This is a genomic window from Mycobacterium sp. NGS24 (genome assembly GCF_059813065.1).
Map to the genome: position 1 here is coordinate 56,326 of NZ_JCALDW010000002.1, position 15,159 is coordinate 71,484.

16 protein-coding genes are annotated in these 15,159 nt (G+C 66.0%); 4 read left to right on the top strand and 12 right to left on the bottom strand.

The annotated features are described in order from the left end of the window. The first annotated feature begins 39 nt into the window (after positions 1-39). The 3 genes from AC5Y6Y_RS03330 to AC5Y6Y_RS03340 all read left to right on the top strand — a co-directional run bounded on the left by AC5Y6Y_RS03330 (position 40) and on the right by AC5Y6Y_RS03340 (position 1,828). The gene (locus AC5Y6Y_RS03330; RefSeq protein WP_499918622.1) at positions 40-930 is read left to right on the top strand and encodes an SGNH/GDSL hydrolase family protein; all 891 of its coding nucleotides are present in this window, start codon (positions 40-42) and stop codon (positions 928-930) included. Next, complete coding sequence (locus AC5Y6Y_RS03335) at positions 927-1,184, top strand: DUF3253 domain-containing protein (RefSeq protein WP_499918620.1); 258 nt, start codon at positions 927-929, stop codon at positions 1,182-1,184. The genes AC5Y6Y_RS03330 and AC5Y6Y_RS03335 overlap by 4 nt, the downstream gene beginning before the upstream one ends. Positions 1,185-1,279: 95 nt before the next feature. Beyond that, positions 1,280-1,828 carry a thioredoxin family protein gene (locus AC5Y6Y_RS03340; protein ID WP_463825321.1) on the top strand — a complete coding sequence of 183 codons (549 nt, stop codon included), beginning with the start codon at positions 1,280-1,282 and terminating at the stop codon, positions 1,826-1,828. A 3-nt stretch (positions 1,829-1,831) separates the two neighbouring features. Here the strand turns inward: AC5Y6Y_RS03340 and AC5Y6Y_RS03345 are convergent, their stop codons facing one another. Next, positions 1,832-2,380, bottom strand: coding sequence for a dihydrofolate reductase family protein (locus AC5Y6Y_RS03345; RefSeq protein ID WP_499918619.1), 549 nt, complete (start codon positions 2,378-2,380; stop codon positions 1,832-1,834). A 75-nt stretch (positions 2,381-2,455) separates the two neighbouring features. Here AC5Y6Y_RS03345 and AC5Y6Y_RS03350 point away from each other — a divergent pair, with 75 nt between their 5' ends. Further along, complete coding sequence (locus tag AC5Y6Y_RS03350; RefSeq protein WP_499918617.1) at positions 2,456-2,599, top strand: hypothetical protein; 144 nt, start codon at positions 2,456-2,458, stop codon at positions 2,597-2,599. Between the two features lie 61 nt (positions 2,600-2,660). Here the strand turns inward: AC5Y6Y_RS03350 and AC5Y6Y_RS03355 are convergent, their stop codons facing one another. The 11 genes from AC5Y6Y_RS03355 to AC5Y6Y_RS03405 form a co-directional block, all read right to left on the bottom strand. Next, positions 2,661-3,812: an iron-containing alcohol dehydrogenase gene (locus AC5Y6Y_RS03355; protein ID WP_499918616.1), complete on the bottom strand. Its 1,152-nt coding sequence runs from the start codon at positions 3,810-3,812 to the stop codon at positions 2,661-2,663. Positions 3,813-3,882: 70 nt separating this feature from the next. Continuing rightward, positions 3,883-5,034: an LLM class flavin-dependent oxidoreductase gene (locus tag AC5Y6Y_RS03360; protein ID WP_499918614.1), complete on the bottom strand. Its 1,152-nt coding sequence runs from the start codon at positions 5,032-5,034 to the stop codon at positions 3,883-3,885. A 133-nt stretch (positions 5,035-5,167) separates the two neighbouring features. Next, a complete protein-coding gene (locus AC5Y6Y_RS03365) occupies positions 5,168-8,113 on the bottom strand; it encodes an aminotransferase class III-fold pyridoxal phosphate-dependent enzyme (RefSeq protein WP_499918612.1) in 2,946 nt (981 codons plus the stop codon). Next, entirely contained in the window at positions 8,110-9,687 is a 1,578-nt protein-coding gene (locus AC5Y6Y_RS03370; protein ID WP_499918611.1) for a sulfotransferase, read from the bottom strand. Before AC5Y6Y_RS03370 ends, AC5Y6Y_RS03365 begins: the two co-directional genes overlap by 4 nt. Positions 9,688-9,778: 91 nt before the next feature. After that, entirely contained in the window at positions 9,779-11,116 is a 1,338-nt protein-coding gene (locus AC5Y6Y_RS03375; protein ID WP_499918609.1) for a cytochrome P450, read from the bottom strand. Between the two features lie 95 nt (positions 11,117-11,211). Then, entirely contained in the window at positions 11,212-11,901 is a 690-nt protein-coding gene (locus tag AC5Y6Y_RS03380) for a type 1 glutamine amidotransferase domain-containing protein (RefSeq protein WP_463825312.1), read from the bottom strand. A gap of 59 nt (positions 11,902-11,960) precedes the next feature. After that, positions 11,961-12,458, bottom strand: coding sequence for a nitroreductase/quinone reductase family protein (locus AC5Y6Y_RS03385; RefSeq protein WP_499918608.1), 498 nt, complete (start codon positions 12,456-12,458; stop codon positions 11,961-11,963). 242 nt (positions 12,459-12,700) lie between these two features. Further along, a complete protein-coding gene (locus AC5Y6Y_RS03390) occupies positions 12,701-13,000 on the bottom strand; it encodes a hypothetical protein (protein WP_499918607.1) in 300 nt (99 codons plus the stop codon). Positions 13,001-13,078: 78 nt separating this feature from the next. Beyond that, positions 13,079-13,354 carry a hypothetical protein gene (locus tag AC5Y6Y_RS03395; RefSeq protein ID WP_463825309.1) on the bottom strand — a complete coding sequence of 92 codons (276 nt, stop codon included), beginning with the start codon at positions 13,352-13,354 and terminating at the stop codon, positions 13,079-13,081. An 82-nt stretch (positions 13,355-13,436) separates the two neighbouring features. After that, positions 13,437-14,294: an ABC transporter permease gene (locus AC5Y6Y_RS03400; RefSeq protein WP_463825308.1), complete on the bottom strand. Its 858-nt coding sequence runs from the start codon at positions 14,292-14,294 to the stop codon at positions 13,437-13,439. Next, a complete protein-coding gene (locus AC5Y6Y_RS03405) occupies positions 14,291-15,145 on the bottom strand; it encodes an ABC transporter ATP-binding protein (RefSeq protein WP_499918605.1) in 855 nt (284 codons plus the stop codon). Before AC5Y6Y_RS03405 ends, AC5Y6Y_RS03400 begins: the two co-directional genes overlap by 4 nt. Between the last annotated feature and the right edge of the window lie 14 nt (positions 15,146-15,159).

Consider the following 15,159-nt stretch of genomic DNA (forward strand, 5'->3'; position numbering starts at 1 on the left):
CAGCAGCGCTTTTCCGGCCTCGCTACCCTGATTGGGGAGATGAGGGGTAACAAGCGCTGGACGGGTGGCGGTGCGGCCGTGCTGGCCTTGACGGTGGCGGCGGTGTGTGCGACGGCGCCGCACCGCGGCTCTAGGCCTGCCAGCGCGAGCTTGCAGGTCAACAACGTCAAATACCTCGCGCTCGGCGACTCGGCGGCCGCGGCGCCGCTGGTCCCCGATCCCGCCGGTCCGCCCGGCTGCTTCAAATCGACCAACAACTATCCGGCGGTGTTGGCCCGGCACCTGGGCGCGACCCATTTCACCGACGTCACCTGCAGCGGGGCCACCACCGCCGACATCACCGTCCGGGCGCAGCACACCAGCGGGGGCGCCGTACCGGCGCAGATCGACGCCGTGACCGGCGACACCGAGCTGATCACCATCACCATCGGCGGCAACGACGTCGGCCTGGCGAGCAGCGCAGCGCAGTGCCGCCGGAGTTCGCTGACCGAGCCGCCCTGTTTCGACGCCCTGGCCGGCGGCGGGTCGGATCGATTCAGTGCGGCGATCCGGCGCCAGGTTCCGTTGTGGGAAGCCATGATCGACGCGGTGCGGGCCCGAGCCCCGCGGGCGCGGATCGTTCTCGTCGGGTATGGAACCTACATCCGGCCGGGCGGTTGCTTTGCCCAGCAGCCGATCAATCCGACGGACGCCAACTATTTTCAGGCCAAAGTCGACGAAATCGACGACCAGCAGCAGTCGTTGGCCACCAGGAAGGGGATCGAGTTCTTCGACACGCGGCCGGTGTCGGTCGGCCACGACATGTGCGCCGCGCCCGACGATCGGTATTTCGAAGGGTTCGTGCTCACGCACCTGGCGGCTCCCCTGCACCCCAACGCGATGGGCGCCGTGGCGGTCGGCGACGCCCTTGCCGACCGGATCGGCCGATGACGAGCGACGGGCCACGACTGAGATCGGCGATCCTCGACTTGGCGGCGGCGCGCGGTCCGGACAGCAGCATCTGCCCGTCCGATGCCGCCCGGGCCGTCGGCGGCGAGAACTGGCGCGACTTGATGGACGATGCCCGCGAACTGGCTCGGGAGTTGGCGAAATCGGGCGTCGTGCAGATCACCCAGCGCGGTGCGGTGCTCGATCCCGGCGGAACGTGGCGCGGTCCGATCCGCATCCGGATCGTGCGCCGATAGCCCGAGCCGTTCACTCTGTGCGTGGGGCGCAGAAGTGCTCGTGGACAACGCCCTGCGCGCAGAGTCAACACCGTCTTCGCTATAGCCTGGCCGTCATGGCCATCGAATCGGCAATGCTTGCCCTCGGCACTCCCGCCCCTGGTTTCTCGCTGCCCGAGCCGGCGACGGGCGCGACGGTCAGCCTGGACGATTTGACCGGCCCGGCGTTGGTCGTCACGTTCATCTGCAATCACTGCCCGTACGTGCAGCATGTCGCGGCGGGGCTGGCGGAGTTGGGTCGCGACCTGGCTGAGCAAGGTGTCGCGATGGCCGCGATCTCCAGCAACGACGTCGTCAGCTATCCCCAGGATGGTCCCGAGCAGATGGTCGAGGAGGCCCGCCGTCACGGTTGGACGTTTCGGTACCTCTATGACGAGACCCAGGACGTTGCCCGCGCCTTCTCGGCCGCGTGCACGCCGGACACCTTCGTCTTCGACGGAGAGCGTCGCCTGGTCTATCGGGGTCAGCTCGACGACTCCCGGCCGAAGAACGGGCTGCCGGTGACGGCGGCCGATGTGCGCGCTGCGGTCGACGCGGTGCTGGCCGGGCGGGCCGTCGAGGCCCACCAGCGTCCCTCGATCGGCTGCGGCATCAAGTGGCGCTGAGCGTCACGCCTTCCAGCTGACCAGCGTGACGCCCTTGGGAAACGTCATCGGCGCCGCGGCCGGGCGAAGGCCGGAAAGCGTTGTGCCGTCGGGAAACAATCGACGTCCGGAGCCCTGCACGAACGGGTAGACGAACATGCGGTACTCGTCGACGAGATCCGCGGCGATCAACGCGTGGCACAGGGTTATGCTGCCGGTGGCGACGATATCGCCGCCGGGTGCCGCTTTGAGGGTCTGCACCTCCTGCACCGGATCGCCAGCCACAATCACCGAGTTGTCCCAGCCCGGTTCGGTGATCGTCGAGGACACCACGTACTTGGTGACGCTGTTGACGTACTCGGCCACGCCGGTGGCGTCGTCGGCCTGGTGTGGCCAATAGCTGCGGAAGTCCTCGAAGGTCTGCCGACCCAGCAACAGGGCATCGGCGGTCTCGTCCTGACGGCGCATCTCGGCGGTCAGTTCGTCGTCCAGCAGCTGCGGATCGAACCAATCCCCCAGCATCTCCACCGAGCCGTCTATGGTCACGTTCTGCGTGATGATCAATGAGCGCATACCAAGATGGACTCGGGAACACAACGAAACTCATCGGGCAGCGCTGGCACAGGTGGCTCGGAGATAGGAGTGGGCATGGGCAGGGACTCGGACGCCAGCGGGCACGACCGGCCCAGGGACGAGCCGCCCGGCCCGGCCGATCATGGTCGTGAGGGCGGGATGGCGACGCGGGAAAATGCTTCCGAGCTGACCGAACCTTCCGACGACGAGGGTGAGTGATGCAAACAAACCGCTTTTCCACCCGCGTCGGCCCCTGGACCGACGGCGTCCGGTTGACGCATCAGCCGTACACGCGCGCGTAGATTTCCTCGATCTGCTCGGCGGTCGGGACAATCGGGTTGTTGGCCGGTGAACCCGAGGCCAGGGCTTCGTCGACCATCAATGGCGTCAACGACATCCAGGCCTCGCGGTCGATGCCGTAGGACCGTGGTGTCGGGACTTCCAGCTCGGCGCACAACTCGGCCAGCGCCGTGACCAGGGCCCGGGCCGCTTCCCCGTCGCCGGCGTCGGCAGCTGCCGCACCGTAGGCCCGCGCGCACTCGGCGTACCGCGCCTCGGCGCCGCCGACCGAGAACTCGGTGACAGCCGGGAACAGCATCGCATTCGACAACCCGTGGGCCACCTGGAAGTGCGCGCCGATCGGACGGCTCATCCCATGCACCAGCGCGACGCTGGAGTTGGAGAAGGCCATCCCGGCCTGGGTGGACGCGAGCATCATGGCTTCGCGGGCCCGGGTATCGGCACCGTCGCGGTAGACCCGCTCGAGGTTGCCGGCGATGAGCCGGATCGCGGACAGGGCCAGGCCATCGCTGATCGGATTGGCCTTGCGGCTGACGTACGCCTCCACCGCGTGAGTGAGCGCATCGATGCCGGTGTCAGCGGTCAGCCGCGGGGGCATCGACAGCGTCAGTTCGAAGTCGACGATCGCGGCCACCGGGAGAAACGACACACCCGGACACAGCATCTTCTCGTGCGTGTCGCTGTCACTGATCACCGTGAATTGCGTTGCTTCCGAACCACTTCCGGCTGTGGTCGGAATAGCTATGACGGGCAGGGCCGGTCCCGCGTAGTTGTTCGGTGCCTTGAATCTGCGCATCGGACCGTCCTGGTACGCCAGCACCGCGAGCGCCTTCGCGGAATCCATCGGACTGCCGCCACCGAAACCTATGACGCAATCGGCATGGTGTTCACGCAACGCGGCAAGACCATCCTGCAGCGAGGCGGTCGTGGGATCCGGGACGGTGCGATCGAAGAGCGCGGCCGACATTCCGGCCCGCCGCAGCGAGTCGAGCACTCGTTGCGCGGCCCCGGTGCCCGTCAGGAAGGAGTCGGTCACCAACAGCGGGCGATGCAGGTCGAGAGCGCCCAACACGTCGGCAACATCGTCGATAGCGCCGGCCCCGACGTGTAGCTGACGGGGAAAGGAGATCACATCGACTCAAATTACTCGCGGCTCAGGTCGATCGTTCCGGCGGAACCGGCAACGGCAGTTCGGGCGGTCGCTAGAGCTTTCGCAGCTGTCGCAGGATCCGCACGAAGGGGACGCTGGCGGCCATGCCGCGCTTCAAACTCGGTTGCGCAGCGCTCATGTTGACCACCACGGCATAGCGCAGTCCAGCATCGCGTAGCTCAGCGGCCTGTTCGAGCACCTCATCGGGGGTGCCGTTGAGAATGCTGCCGGTCAGCAGTGCCTGTGGGACATTCTTGGTCGCTGCCAGTACGGCCTGCTCGTCGAGGGTCTGCGGAATGAGATCCTGCATGCCGGTGAAGTCGTCTCCGAATGGATGCCGCGACCCGTGCCGGGACCATTCGGAGGCCGGGATGTTGAGGGCAAAGGCGCGGAGGACCTGGGAGCCGAGCGCTTCGTCGACCTCATCGCGGCTGCGGCCCGTCACCACCATGACGAGGCTGGCCGGCACGATTGACATCGGGTCACGACCTGCGTCGCAGGCCGCCGCCCGGACGACATCGAGAGCAGCGGCATAGTCGTCGGGATGGACGAGCGCAGCAGGAAACCAGGCGTCGGCGTAGCGACCGGTGGCTTTGAGCATGCGCGGGCCGTGGGACGCCACCCAGATCTCTGGCCATTTACCGCGATATGGCGGTAGGTCGAAGATCGCGTTGTGCAGGGGAAAGAATTCCGAATCGCGGCTGACGAGTTCACCGTTGGAGTTCCACAACGCCCGGATCGTGGCAAGGGCCTCGATCAACCGCCCGACCGGCTTGGACCATTCCACGCCATAGGGTTCGTTGGTTACGCGTTCGCCGGTGCCGATGCCCAGGATCGCCCTGCCCTTGGTCAGCAGATGCAGCGTGGCGGCGGCTTGTGCAGTCACCGCAGGGTTGCGCCGGCCGGCGTCGGTGACGCTGGTTCCGAGTCGCAGCCGTGCGAGTCGATTCTTGGCGGCCAGGTATCCCAGTGCCGTCCAGGGCTCGCTGACGGCGTCGGGTCGGGGCATCAACTTCGCGGTCGTCGAGCCGAGATACTTTGCCGTCATGATCGACCGGGGTGTCAGAGCGTTGACGTGATCAGCCACCCAGAACGAATCGACACCTGCTGCGACGGCGGTGAGGTAGTTCGCGCGAGTGATGGCCAGCGGGCCGATGCTCGAGTAGGCGAGCACGTCGACGAGGCCGACCCGGAATCCTGACATGTCATTCCTCGGGTGCGAAGGTAACCATTGGCTTTTCGATTCAAAGCCGCCAGCAATGCGCCGGGTAGCGTAGCGGACTACCTACAATGGTCGAGCCCAACTCGCGCCGAGTTGGGCTCGGGATGCTCGTCAGTCAGCGCCGATACCGATGGGCCAGCGTCTCGGCCTGACGGTGTGCCAATGCCATCGCGGTGAGCATGGGATTGGCCATCGGGCTCGACGGGAACAGCCCGGTGTCACACACGTACACGTCGTCGAGGCCGTACACGGCTCCCCACGAGTCCGTCACGTGCCGACTCGGATCTGCCCCCATCGCCGTCGTGCCGAAGACGTGGTTGGCCACCACGCGAAAGTCGTTGGGAGACAATGCCGCAGTCCGGATCGCGGGTGCCGCCTGGGGCGCATCGTAACGGGGCGCCAAGCCACGGATTCCCGGTACCACGCTGCGGGCGCCCGCGGCGGCGAACATCTCGGCCAGCCGGGCCGCGCCCTCTTGGATGCGACGCACGTCGGCGGCCCCGACGTCGTAGCGCAGGCTGGTCATGCCACCCGGCCGGGCCCGCACCCGTCCGACCGAGTCCTGCCCACTCACCCACACCGTCCAGGTCGCCACGTTCCGGTAGCCGGCCAGCGAGCGTACGTACTCGTCACCGGTTCCCGGGTGCAGCATGCCGAGTACTGACGGGGTGGCCCAGATCGACTCCAGTTTGATGCCTTCCTCAAGAAAGCCGGTTACGTGGTAGCCCTGGGTCGCACCGGTCCACGGCGCGATCTCGTCGTCGAACTCGCCCAGCACAATCATGCCGGGGTGCATGCGAACGTTTCGCCCGACGGCCTCCTCGTGGTGGCCGCTGCGCTGCAGGATCTGCGGCGAAGCGAACGCACCCGCGGCCAGCACCGTGCATTTGGCCTTGACCCGCACCCGATGGGTCCGCCGTCCGGAGCTGGGATCGACCACCGTGCCCGTCAATCCGTACACCCGATTGCCCTGCCGCAGCAGCGAATCGACGTGCACGGAGGTGTAGACGCGGCCGCCGGCGGCCAACAGCTCCGGCACCCCGCGACGATCCATCGATTGCTTTGCCCCCGAAGGGCATCCGGTGATGCACTGACCGGAGCCACGGCAGTCGTGCTCGTTTCGCCGTAGCGATTCCACTTGGTAGCCCAGCGCTTCTGCCCCGCTGCGGAACAGGTCGTTGCGCCGGCCCTGCACGTGCGACTGGACCGGTCGCACCCCCAGGAACCGTTCGACCGCCTCGTAATGACGGGCCATCTGCTCCGGTGCAGCCCCTTCGACGCCGTGCTCGCTCGCCCACTTCTCGAACACGAAGTCCGGGGCCCGCATACAGATGCCGGAGTTGATCACCGATCCGCCGCCCAGACATCGCGCTTGCAACGTGGGTATCACCACATTGCCCCGCGTGGTGCGCATGCCACCTTCCCAGAACCAGCGGGCGAACGTCTCGCCGGCCTCCGCTCCCCGATCGCGCTGGCGCATGGCCGCGCCGGCCTCCAGGACGACGACATCGAGGCCTTCGCCGGCCAGTCGGTGCGCGAGCACGGTGCCCGCGGGGCCGGAGCCGACCACACACACGTCACAGTCCAGGGCCAGTGCACGGTGGTAGTCGGAATGTTCCTGTATGCGGTTGGCCGCGTTGTGTTTTGGCACATCCAGCGCCGGCCGGCGCGCGTCGAGGCGGGCCCGGGTTTCGTTGAGCACATGGCGGGTGACACCGCCGACCATGCCGACGACCGGGCCGGATGCGGGTCGGCGGTAACCGGCGAGCACTTCTTCGAACGCGGTCAGGAACCAGGCCACGTCGGCGTCGTCCAGAGTCACCGGCGGCAGCAGCTTGATCATGTTGAGGTTGAATCCCGGTATCTGCACCAGGATTCCGCGCTTGTGCAGGTCGATGTGAACCGCGGCCGCGAACGCACCCGGATCGCCGATTCCCATCAGAGTCTGCTGCACCCGCAGCCCGAGCTGGGCCGAATTCTTGAACACCACGCCGATGATCAGGCCCTGCCCCGTGATCCGGTCGATCACGTCGTAGCGGTCGGCCAGTTCCTGCAGCCCGCTGCGGAACTTCTCCGAGAGGGCACGCGCCCGCCGGGGCGCGTCCAGGTCTTCGAGCACATCGAGAGTGGCCAGCCCGGCGGCCATGGCGAGGTTGTTCTCGGCGAAGGTCGACAGATAGATGGGCCCGGACTTGAAGGCGGCGTAGACGCGGTCGTAGATGTCCTGGGTCAGCAGCACCGCACTCACCGGCGCCTGGCCACCGGAGAGCGCCTTGCTGACAGTGAGCATGTCAGGTTTGACGCCGGCACCGTGGCAACCGAACCAGTTGCCCAATCGTCCGAGGCCGGTCTGCACCTCGTCCATCACCAGTGCGGTCCCGTGTTGCGCGCAGAGTTGCTGGGCCGCACGCAGATACTCGGCCGAGACGACTTCGCAGGTCATGCCCTGCACGGCTTCGACCACGAAGGCGGCGACGTCGCCGTAGGAAAGTTCGCGCCGGAGCGTCTCAATATCGTTGCGTGGCAACGGAGTACAGGTCGGCATCAACGGATCGGCGGTGATCTTCATCTCGTCGAAACCACACATCGAGATCGCGGCGTAGGTGCGGCCGTGAAATGCCCCCTCCAGATACAGATAACGACGACGACCGGTGGCCTGACGGGTGAAGCGCACGCAGATCTCGGTGGCCTCGGTCCCGGAGTTGGCGAACACCACCTTGGCGAACTGCGGGCCGGCCAACGAGATGAGCCGCTCGGCCAGCAGGCCGCCCAGCACCGACGCGTTGGCGACCGACAGGTTGGGCAGGTCCATGTCGAGGACGTCACGCAGTGCCGCACGGACCTGGGGATGGTTGCGTCCGATGAAGTGCACTCCCCCGCCGCTGAGCAGGTCCAGGTAGCGGGTGCCGTTCTCGGTCCACAGGTAGGCACCCTGCGCCCGGGTGAACACCGCGTCCATGCCGGCGAGTTCGAACATGTACAGCAGCTTGGGATGCACGTGGCGCTTGGCCAGGTGCGTGCTGGAGTGCAGATGCTCCTCGACGAAGTCGTGGAACGTCATGATCGATGGTCCAGCGAGTAGCCGTATTCGTCGAATACGAACTTCCAGTGCTCGCGCACCAGGTCGGCGAGTTCGTCGTCGATGTTCAGCGTGTTGGTCCGGTATCCGCGCAGACCGTCCAGGTAGCCGCCGATGGTGGCGTCGTAGCGGTCACCCTGCGGGATGTCGAGGTGGCGGTAGATGCCGTCGAGCACCTCGCGCGGGCGCGCGCACAAATCTGGATAGGCCACCTCGATGTAGTTCTGCGGCGGAATGAGGGCCCGGTCCTCGAAGAAGCGCTCGAAGAGCTTCTGCCCGACGACCGCCACCTGCGTCGGCAGGTTCTTGACGAAAGCCACTTCGGGCACCTGCAGGAAGTTCTCCCAGTCGGTCTGGTTGCGCATGTGGATCGTGGAGGCGGCGACAGTGAACGGGTTGCGGTGTATATGAACGAATTTCGCGTCCGGGAACACATCGAGCAGCATCCGGACCCGGGCCATGTGGGCGCAGCTCTTGATCACGGGGCGCCGCCCACCGGAGTGCAGCCGGATCTTGTTGACGAACCAGCGCAGCGCCGCCTTCCACTCGTCGCGCTCGTCTTCGCGGGCCTGCAGGAAATCGAAGTAGCGTTCGTAGCGGGGCAACAGGTCGGGCAGCATGAACGCCAGGTACGGCGACAAGCCGGTCAGCTTGGCCAGCGCGATCTCGTCCTCGGCCGCCTCACCCCAGCCCTGGGCGACGTTGTCATAGCCGCGGGTGTCGGGCAGCAGGCGCGCGGTCAGCGGCGGGATGACGCTGCCGGTGGTGATGAACGCGGTGGGGAACACCACCTGGTAGACGGTGGGATAGGTGTGGTCCGGGTCGCGGCCCAGCAGGTTGTGCAGGTGGGTGGTGCCACTGCGCCAGTGCCCGAGGATAAAGATCGGTGGCGGGTCGAGGGGCGTCGAGGCGATCCGCCGGTCGTAGCGGCGGCGTTCCACCGTGCCTACTGCGGTGGCCACACCGCTCCAGCCGGTAATCCAGGCGATCCGATGCAGATAACGGAGGCTCACCCGGAATCGGGCGCCGGCCAGTACGCCGAACCACTTCGGGATCTCGATGCCGGTGATGAGCTGATCGGTGTTGAAGCGGCGCTCGAGGCGGACGACCCGCGCACCGCGAGCTAGCCGCGGTGCCCTGCCGGGCCGTCGCAGCGGGACGGTCGGTTGAATTTCGTTGTGCGGCAGCCCGATTCGTAGCTGCACTGCGGGTTCGGCCAGATAGGCGAGCGTGAAAAGCCAACGCAGGGCGGAGAACAACGCGCGTTGGACGTATCGGTCGGCGTCTTCCCATGCCTGCAGTCGGGCGATGCGTTCGTCAAGCGGCGCGGCGGAGAACAGGCCGCCGCGACTGGTGATGGCGGTGCCTACCTCGAACGCCACCAGCAGACCCCGCAGTTGGACGCGCTTGGCGAACGGGAGTCGGGCCAGCATCGTGTCGACATAGGGCACCACGCCCGCGGCGCTACCGCCCACCCCGATCGGTCCGCGAGCCGGGAAGAAGGCCTCGGCGATCGCGTCGACAACCGCACCCTCTCTGCTGGTCAGTACCTGCAAAAGCCCCCCTCTACGCTTGCGTAGGCCACTGTATCGCTGATCAGGCGGCCCGCAGGCGCGAATGCACCGTCTCCCCCTGCCGTTGAGCCGCTCACGGAGTCGAGCCGAAACCTGCCCGCCTTCGCCGGTAGACGACGGCGCGGGCACCGTGTTCCGGCGCGAAGATCACGCCGTGGTCGCGCGGCCGCTCCCCTTCCGCATCGGTGGGAACCAGCCGGAATTCCCGCAGCAAGGTGCGCAGCGTGGTGTCCATCGTCATGTTCGCGTAGGCCGCGCCGATGCAGCGCTGGAATCCGCCACCATAGGGAATCCAGCCCACCGGCTTGGGCTGCCCACAGAGGAAGCGCTCCGGGCTGAACGAGTCCGCGTCCGGGAAGCTGTCCGGGGACCCGTGGGCCAGCGCGACATTGATCATCAACGTGGTGTCCTCCGGAATCACCCACTCCCCCAGGCGGATTCGTGCTGTGGTCCGTCGCTGGGCTACGTCGGACACCGGACGTGCGCGCTGCACCTCCCAGATCGTGGCCTGCAGGAGTTCCGATCCGCCGGCATCGACTTCGGCGGTCAGCCGGTCGAGGAGTTGCGGATGCCGACGCAACCGTTCCACCGCCCAGGCCAGCGTCGCCGCCGTCGTCTCATACCCGGCCGTGAGCACGCTGAGCACTTCGTCGGCGATATGGTCATCCGACATCGGCTCCCCGGTGTCGTAGCGGGCCCGCAACAGGATCGCCAGTACGTCATGTCGTTCGGCAAGACGTGGATCGGTGCGCGCCTGGCCCATCAACGCGTCGATGGCGGTGTTGAACTTGCCGCGACTGCGCACCAGGCGCGCACCCGGGCTCCAGCTCCCGAAGTCCTTGCGCAGGATCGGCGGCAACAACCCGATGCGGGCCCCGAGCGCGACCGCGGGCGGCATCAACGCTGCCAGGTCGTCGAGGTCGGCCCCTTCGGCACCGACTACGACGCGCAGCAACCCGCGCAGCACGATGCGCGTCATCGCCGGCCAGGCCGCGAATTCTTGCCCGTCTGGCCAGGTCGCGGCTTCGTGCAGCAATTCTTCGGTGACGATCTGCCGGTACTTCGCGACGTGCACGGAATGAAAGGGCGGGGAGAGCAGCCGGCGCCGCAGCAGGTGTTCGTCGCCCGACAGGTTGAACATCGAACCGGGGCCGAAGACCTTGCCGAGATTCAGCCGGGAGCGGCCCAGCAGCTCCCGGCTGGTGCCGAACAGATCCTTGATCTGATCCGGGTCGCCGACCACCACCGTGCGACCAAAGCCGGGCAGGTCGAGGGTGAACACGTTTCCGTAGCGCCGGCCGAGCGCGGCGACCATTCTGCGCCGGGCGAACAGGAACGCCAGCCCCTGGACCGGTTTCGGCGCGCGCAGAGCCGGCGGTAGACGCACCGCCTCGTCTGTTGCTGTCGCCATGGTGCCTGCCTCGGAACGGCTCGTGAGGCAAACATAACTCCGGCTCGGCTACACGTGAGCGGTCTTGCGTAAACGAACGCCCTCAGCGGCCTTGCTCACCCCTGCAGCGCCGCCACGACCTTCTTCGCTGTCTCCTTGGCTGATCCCGGGTTCTGGCCTGTCACCAGCCGCCCGTCCACTACGGCGTAGGAGGTGAACGGGATCAAACCCTTCTCGTAGCGGGCGCCGCGTTGCTTCATCTCCTGTTCGGCGTTATAGGGCACCAGCTTGTTCACCCGGGCCACCACCTCCTCCAACCAGGCGAACCCGGTGAGTTTGCGGCCGGCAACCAACAACGATCCGTCGGACAGCTTGGTGTTGAGCAGGCCGCAGTAGCCGTGACACACCGAGGACACGATGCCGCCGCGCTCATAGATCTCTCGGGTAATGCGTTGCAGCCCTTCGCTATCGGGGAAGTCGAACATCACCGCGTGACCGCCGGTGAAGTAGATCGCGTCATAGTCGGCCGAGTCGATTTCGTTGGGTGCGGCAGTGCTTTCCAGCAGCGCCATCTTCGACTCGTCGGCCCGCCACGCCTTGGCGCTCTTGTCGTAGAACGGAAATTTGAGCGCGCGCGGCTCCAGCGGCGACGGACCGCCGCTGGGACTGACGATCGTCTGCTCGTACCCGGCTTCGTCGAAGATGTCATAGGCATGGGTGAGCTCCGAGAGCCAAAGGCCGGTCGGCTCCGACGGGTCCGCGTAGTGCGAAACATTGCTGACGACATTCAGGATGCGCTTGGTCATGTCGTCGGCATTCCCGTTACCGCACGCGTTAATACCAACTGTTGGCGGTTCGCAGGGGATCAACCGACTTTCGACGTGAAGACGTCGATCGGCTGTCCCAGCTTCAGCATGAGCAGCGGGATGTGGCGGCTCGTGGAGCGCTGATAGGAGACGTACGGCGGGTACAGGTGGCACATGTACTCCCACACGTCGTGACGTTCGCCACCCTCCGGTTCGCGCCACGTGGCCTCGAAGGCCTGCGTCGCAATCTGCACCCCGATGGTTTCGCTGGCAATGACGTTGAGATACCACTCGGGGTGCGAATCGGCCCCGCCCTTAGAGGCCACGATCACGATCTCCCCTGCGACGTTGCCGTAGATGAGCGGCTTGACGTACGTCTTGCCGGACTTGCGGCCGGTGTACCTGATCAGGCAGTGGGTCGTGATTTCGCGGCCACCGACGGCGCTGACGTCGAAAATGTGGCCTCGGGCTCCGCCCGAGTCGAGGTACATCGCAAGGTGTTCTTGGATCCAGTCACGGCGTTCGGAGCCAATCGCGGCCGCGTCGACGTCGCCCATGAATTCTTCCTTTCGTCGGCGGTCGAGACGACCTCGCGGATCGGACTCGGTTCCAGCCAGGCTATTACAGCGCCGAGACGCACCACGCCCACGGGCACGGCTCGAATCCGTTCGACGTGTACAGCCCGGTCACCGGGGTGACTTACCCGATGACGTGCACGCAAGCCGGATCAGTGTGCAGGTCGGTAACAACGCTTTGATCTATCTGCGCTAGGCATCGCCCAAGAGTGAACTCGCCGTAACTAATTCGTCTCGCTGAACATTTCCAGGCGCCGGGTCACCCGGGCCAGTGCCTCGTCGAAGATCTCGACTTTCTCGCCGCGTTTCTCGTTGGCCGGTTGAGCGGCGCCCCGGGCACCTTCGGCCTCTACCCGCGCCGCACCTTGGCGCCGTAGCAGACTGAAATTCTTCTCGCGGGCCTGCCGGAGCCGGCTCTGCAGTTCCTTGAGCGACTTCTCGTCCATGCGCGCCAGCGCATCGGGATGACTCTGGCCGATCAACGAATTTTCCTGCGGGGTCAGATTCACATGATGGGTGCTCACCGTTGATTCATACCCGCACCGGACATGCCCGTGGTGACGAACACCGAACCGTCACGCCCGTGCCATTGCGCGTTCACGTCAACCGAACACCGACCAGTAGGGCTCACCTTGGATGACCCGCATCAGAAATTCCAGCGCTTGCTCGGTCTCTTTGTCGGCGTTGTTGCCGTGCGCCAGCCGACATGATTGCGGGTCGACGGCCACGATCCACACGCCTTCCAACCCTTGCTCACGCTCACCGGCGGTCGGTGAAATCACGTCGGCCGCATAGGCAAGTGCACCGGGCTCGGTCAGCCCGTCGCTGTAATCCAGGCAACTCTCGTCACACAAGGTGACGACATGGTAGTGCGGCATCGAGGCCAATCGATCTGAAAGTGTCTGTGCCCTGCCAGGTTCCGCGTCCACACCACGATCTAACACCCTTGCCGCGGGAACGTCAGTGCTTGTCCGACCAGCGGAAGACGGCGAGGCAGGCGATCAGCCCTCCGACGCTCCACGCCGCAAGCACCAGAAATATGCGCCAGTACTCCCAGTTGCCGGCCGGTTCGAAGATCACCATGTCCGCAGGCAGCAACACCGACCGGAAGCCTTGCGCCATCCACTTGACCGGGAAGATGGAGCCCACCGCCAGCATCCACGTCGGCAGTGCCATGAGCGGCACGTAGGTGCCGGACACGAATTGCAGGCCCACCGCCGGACCGTTGGTCAATACCGCCGCCGAGACCGCGTTGCTGGCGAAGTTGCTGACGAATATGCCGAGCAGGGAACAACTTACGATCCCCAGGACGAACACCCAGGACAGGGTGAACCAGCCGAAGACATCTGCCGGGAGCCGAAGTCCGAAGCCGAGCACCCCCACCGCCAGCAGCACGACCGCCTCCGCCAGACTGGCGACCGTCACCAGCAGAATCTTGCCGACGAAGTATGAAGCCGCCGTCGTCGGTGTGCCGCGAAGTCGCCGCAGGGCACCGGTGTCGCGGTCGGCAGCAATGCTGATGCCGAGATTGATGAACGAAGTCGACAGGATTCCGTAGGCGAGCATGCTCGCCGCGATCACTGCGCCGGTGCTGGTATCGCTGTTGGGCAGTTTCGCCGAGAAGATCGAACCCAACAGGATGCAGATCACTGCCGGCATCGAAAAGGTCAACACCACTTGCTCGGGCCGGCGGTAAAACATCTTCAACTCGGGGACGGCCCGCGACAACCCGATCCGAAGCGGCGACGGCAGCGTCGAGGCGTGCCCGGTCGCGCGGTATGGCACCGGTGAGGTTTTCCGGACGTCGTCGACACTCATCGACCCGAACCGATCAATTGCAGGTAGGCGTCCTCCAGGGTGGGCCGGGAGACGGTCAGCTGGGCCAGCTCGGCGCCGTCCGTCGACCGCTGTCTGATCAACTCAGTGGGGTGATCCGTCTTCTCCACATGCACTTGACCGCCCTCCACCCACTGGACAGTCGCAGCCGTATCGACGTGTTCGGTCAGCTTGGCCGGTGAATCGACTGCGACCACCCGGCCGCCGGCGATGACGGCGACGCGGTCTGCCAGGGTGGCGGCTTCGTCGAGGTAATGGGTGGTGAGCAGGATGGTGGTGCCGTCGCGCGCCAGCAGCCGGATCAGTTCCCAGAAGCGCCTCCTGGCTTCTGGATCGAACCCGGTCGTCGGCTCATCCAGGAAAAGGAGTTCGGGCATCCCGACGATCCCGAGTGCCACATCGAGCCGGCGGCGCTGCCCCCCGGACAGATTTCGCACCTTCGATTCGGACGCCGACGCGAGTCCGACGAGCTCGAGGACCTCGCCGGGAACCCGGCTCCGCGCATAGCATTTGGCGAACATGTCCACCGTTTCAGACACTTTGAGCATCCCGAAGTCGCTGGCTTCCTGCAGCACTATGCCGATCTTGGCGCGCCAGCTCCGGCCTGAGGCGTCGGGATCTTCGCCCAGGACCCGCACCGATCCGCGGTCCCGGCGCCGATGGCCCTCCAGTATTTCGATGGTCGTCGACTTGCCGGCGCCGTTGGGGCCGAGGATCGCAAAGATCTCCCCGTACCCGACGTCGAGGTCCAGATCCTGCACGGCCTGCAACGTTCCATAGGCCTTCGACAGACCCCGCACCTGCACTGCGGACGACTTATCTGATTGACGCACTGTGGAATTCACCA

What these genes read in the sequence shown, in the direction of transcription:
- AC5Y6Y_RS03330 (WP_499918622.1), top strand. Translation starts at nt 40, where the DNA reads ATGAGGGGTAACAAGCGCTGGACGGGTGGCGGTGCGGCCGTGCTGGCC.
- AC5Y6Y_RS03335 (WP_499918620.1), top strand. Translation starts at nt 927, where the DNA reads ATGACGAGCGACGGGCCACGACTGAGATCGGCGATCCTCGACTTGGCG.
- AC5Y6Y_RS03340 (WP_463825321.1), top strand. Translation starts at nt 1,280, where the DNA reads ATGGCCATCGAATCGGCAATGCTTGCCCTCGGCACTCCCGCCCCTGGT.
- AC5Y6Y_RS03345 (WP_499918619.1), bottom strand. Translation starts at nt 2,380, where the DNA reads ATGCGCTCATTGATCATCACGCAGAACGTGACCATAGACGGCTCGGTG.
- AC5Y6Y_RS03350 (WP_499918617.1), top strand. Translation starts at nt 2,456, where the DNA reads ATGGGCAGGGACTCGGACGCCAGCGGGCACGACCGGCCCAGGGACGAG.
- AC5Y6Y_RS03360 (WP_499918614.1), bottom strand. Translation starts at nt 5,034, where the DNA reads ATGTCAGGATTCCGGGTCGGCCTCGTCGACGTGCTCGCCTACTCGAGC.
- AC5Y6Y_RS03365 (WP_499918612.1), bottom strand. Translation starts at nt 8,113, where the DNA reads ATGACGTTCCACGACTTCGTCGAGGAGCATCTGCACTCCAGCACGCAC.
- AC5Y6Y_RS03375 (WP_499918609.1), bottom strand. Translation starts at nt 11,116, where the DNA reads ATGGCGACAGCAACAGACGAGGCGGTGCGTCTACCGCCGGCTCTGCGC.
- AC5Y6Y_RS03380 (WP_463825312.1), bottom strand. Translation starts at nt 11,901, where the DNA reads ATGACCAAGCGCATCCTGAATGTCGTCAGCAATGTTTCGCACTACGCG.
- AC5Y6Y_RS03385 (WP_499918608.1), bottom strand. Translation starts at nt 12,458, where the DNA reads ATGGGCGACGTCGACGCGGCCGCGATTGGCTCCGAACGCCGTGACTGG.
- AC5Y6Y_RS03395 (WP_463825309.1), bottom strand. Translation starts at nt 13,354, where the DNA reads ATGCCGCACTACCATGTCGTCACCTTGTGTGACGAGAGTTGCCTGGAT.
- AC5Y6Y_RS03400 (WP_463825308.1), bottom strand. Translation starts at nt 14,294, where the DNA reads ATGAGTGTCGACGACGTCCGGAAAACCTCACCGGTGCCATACCGCGCG.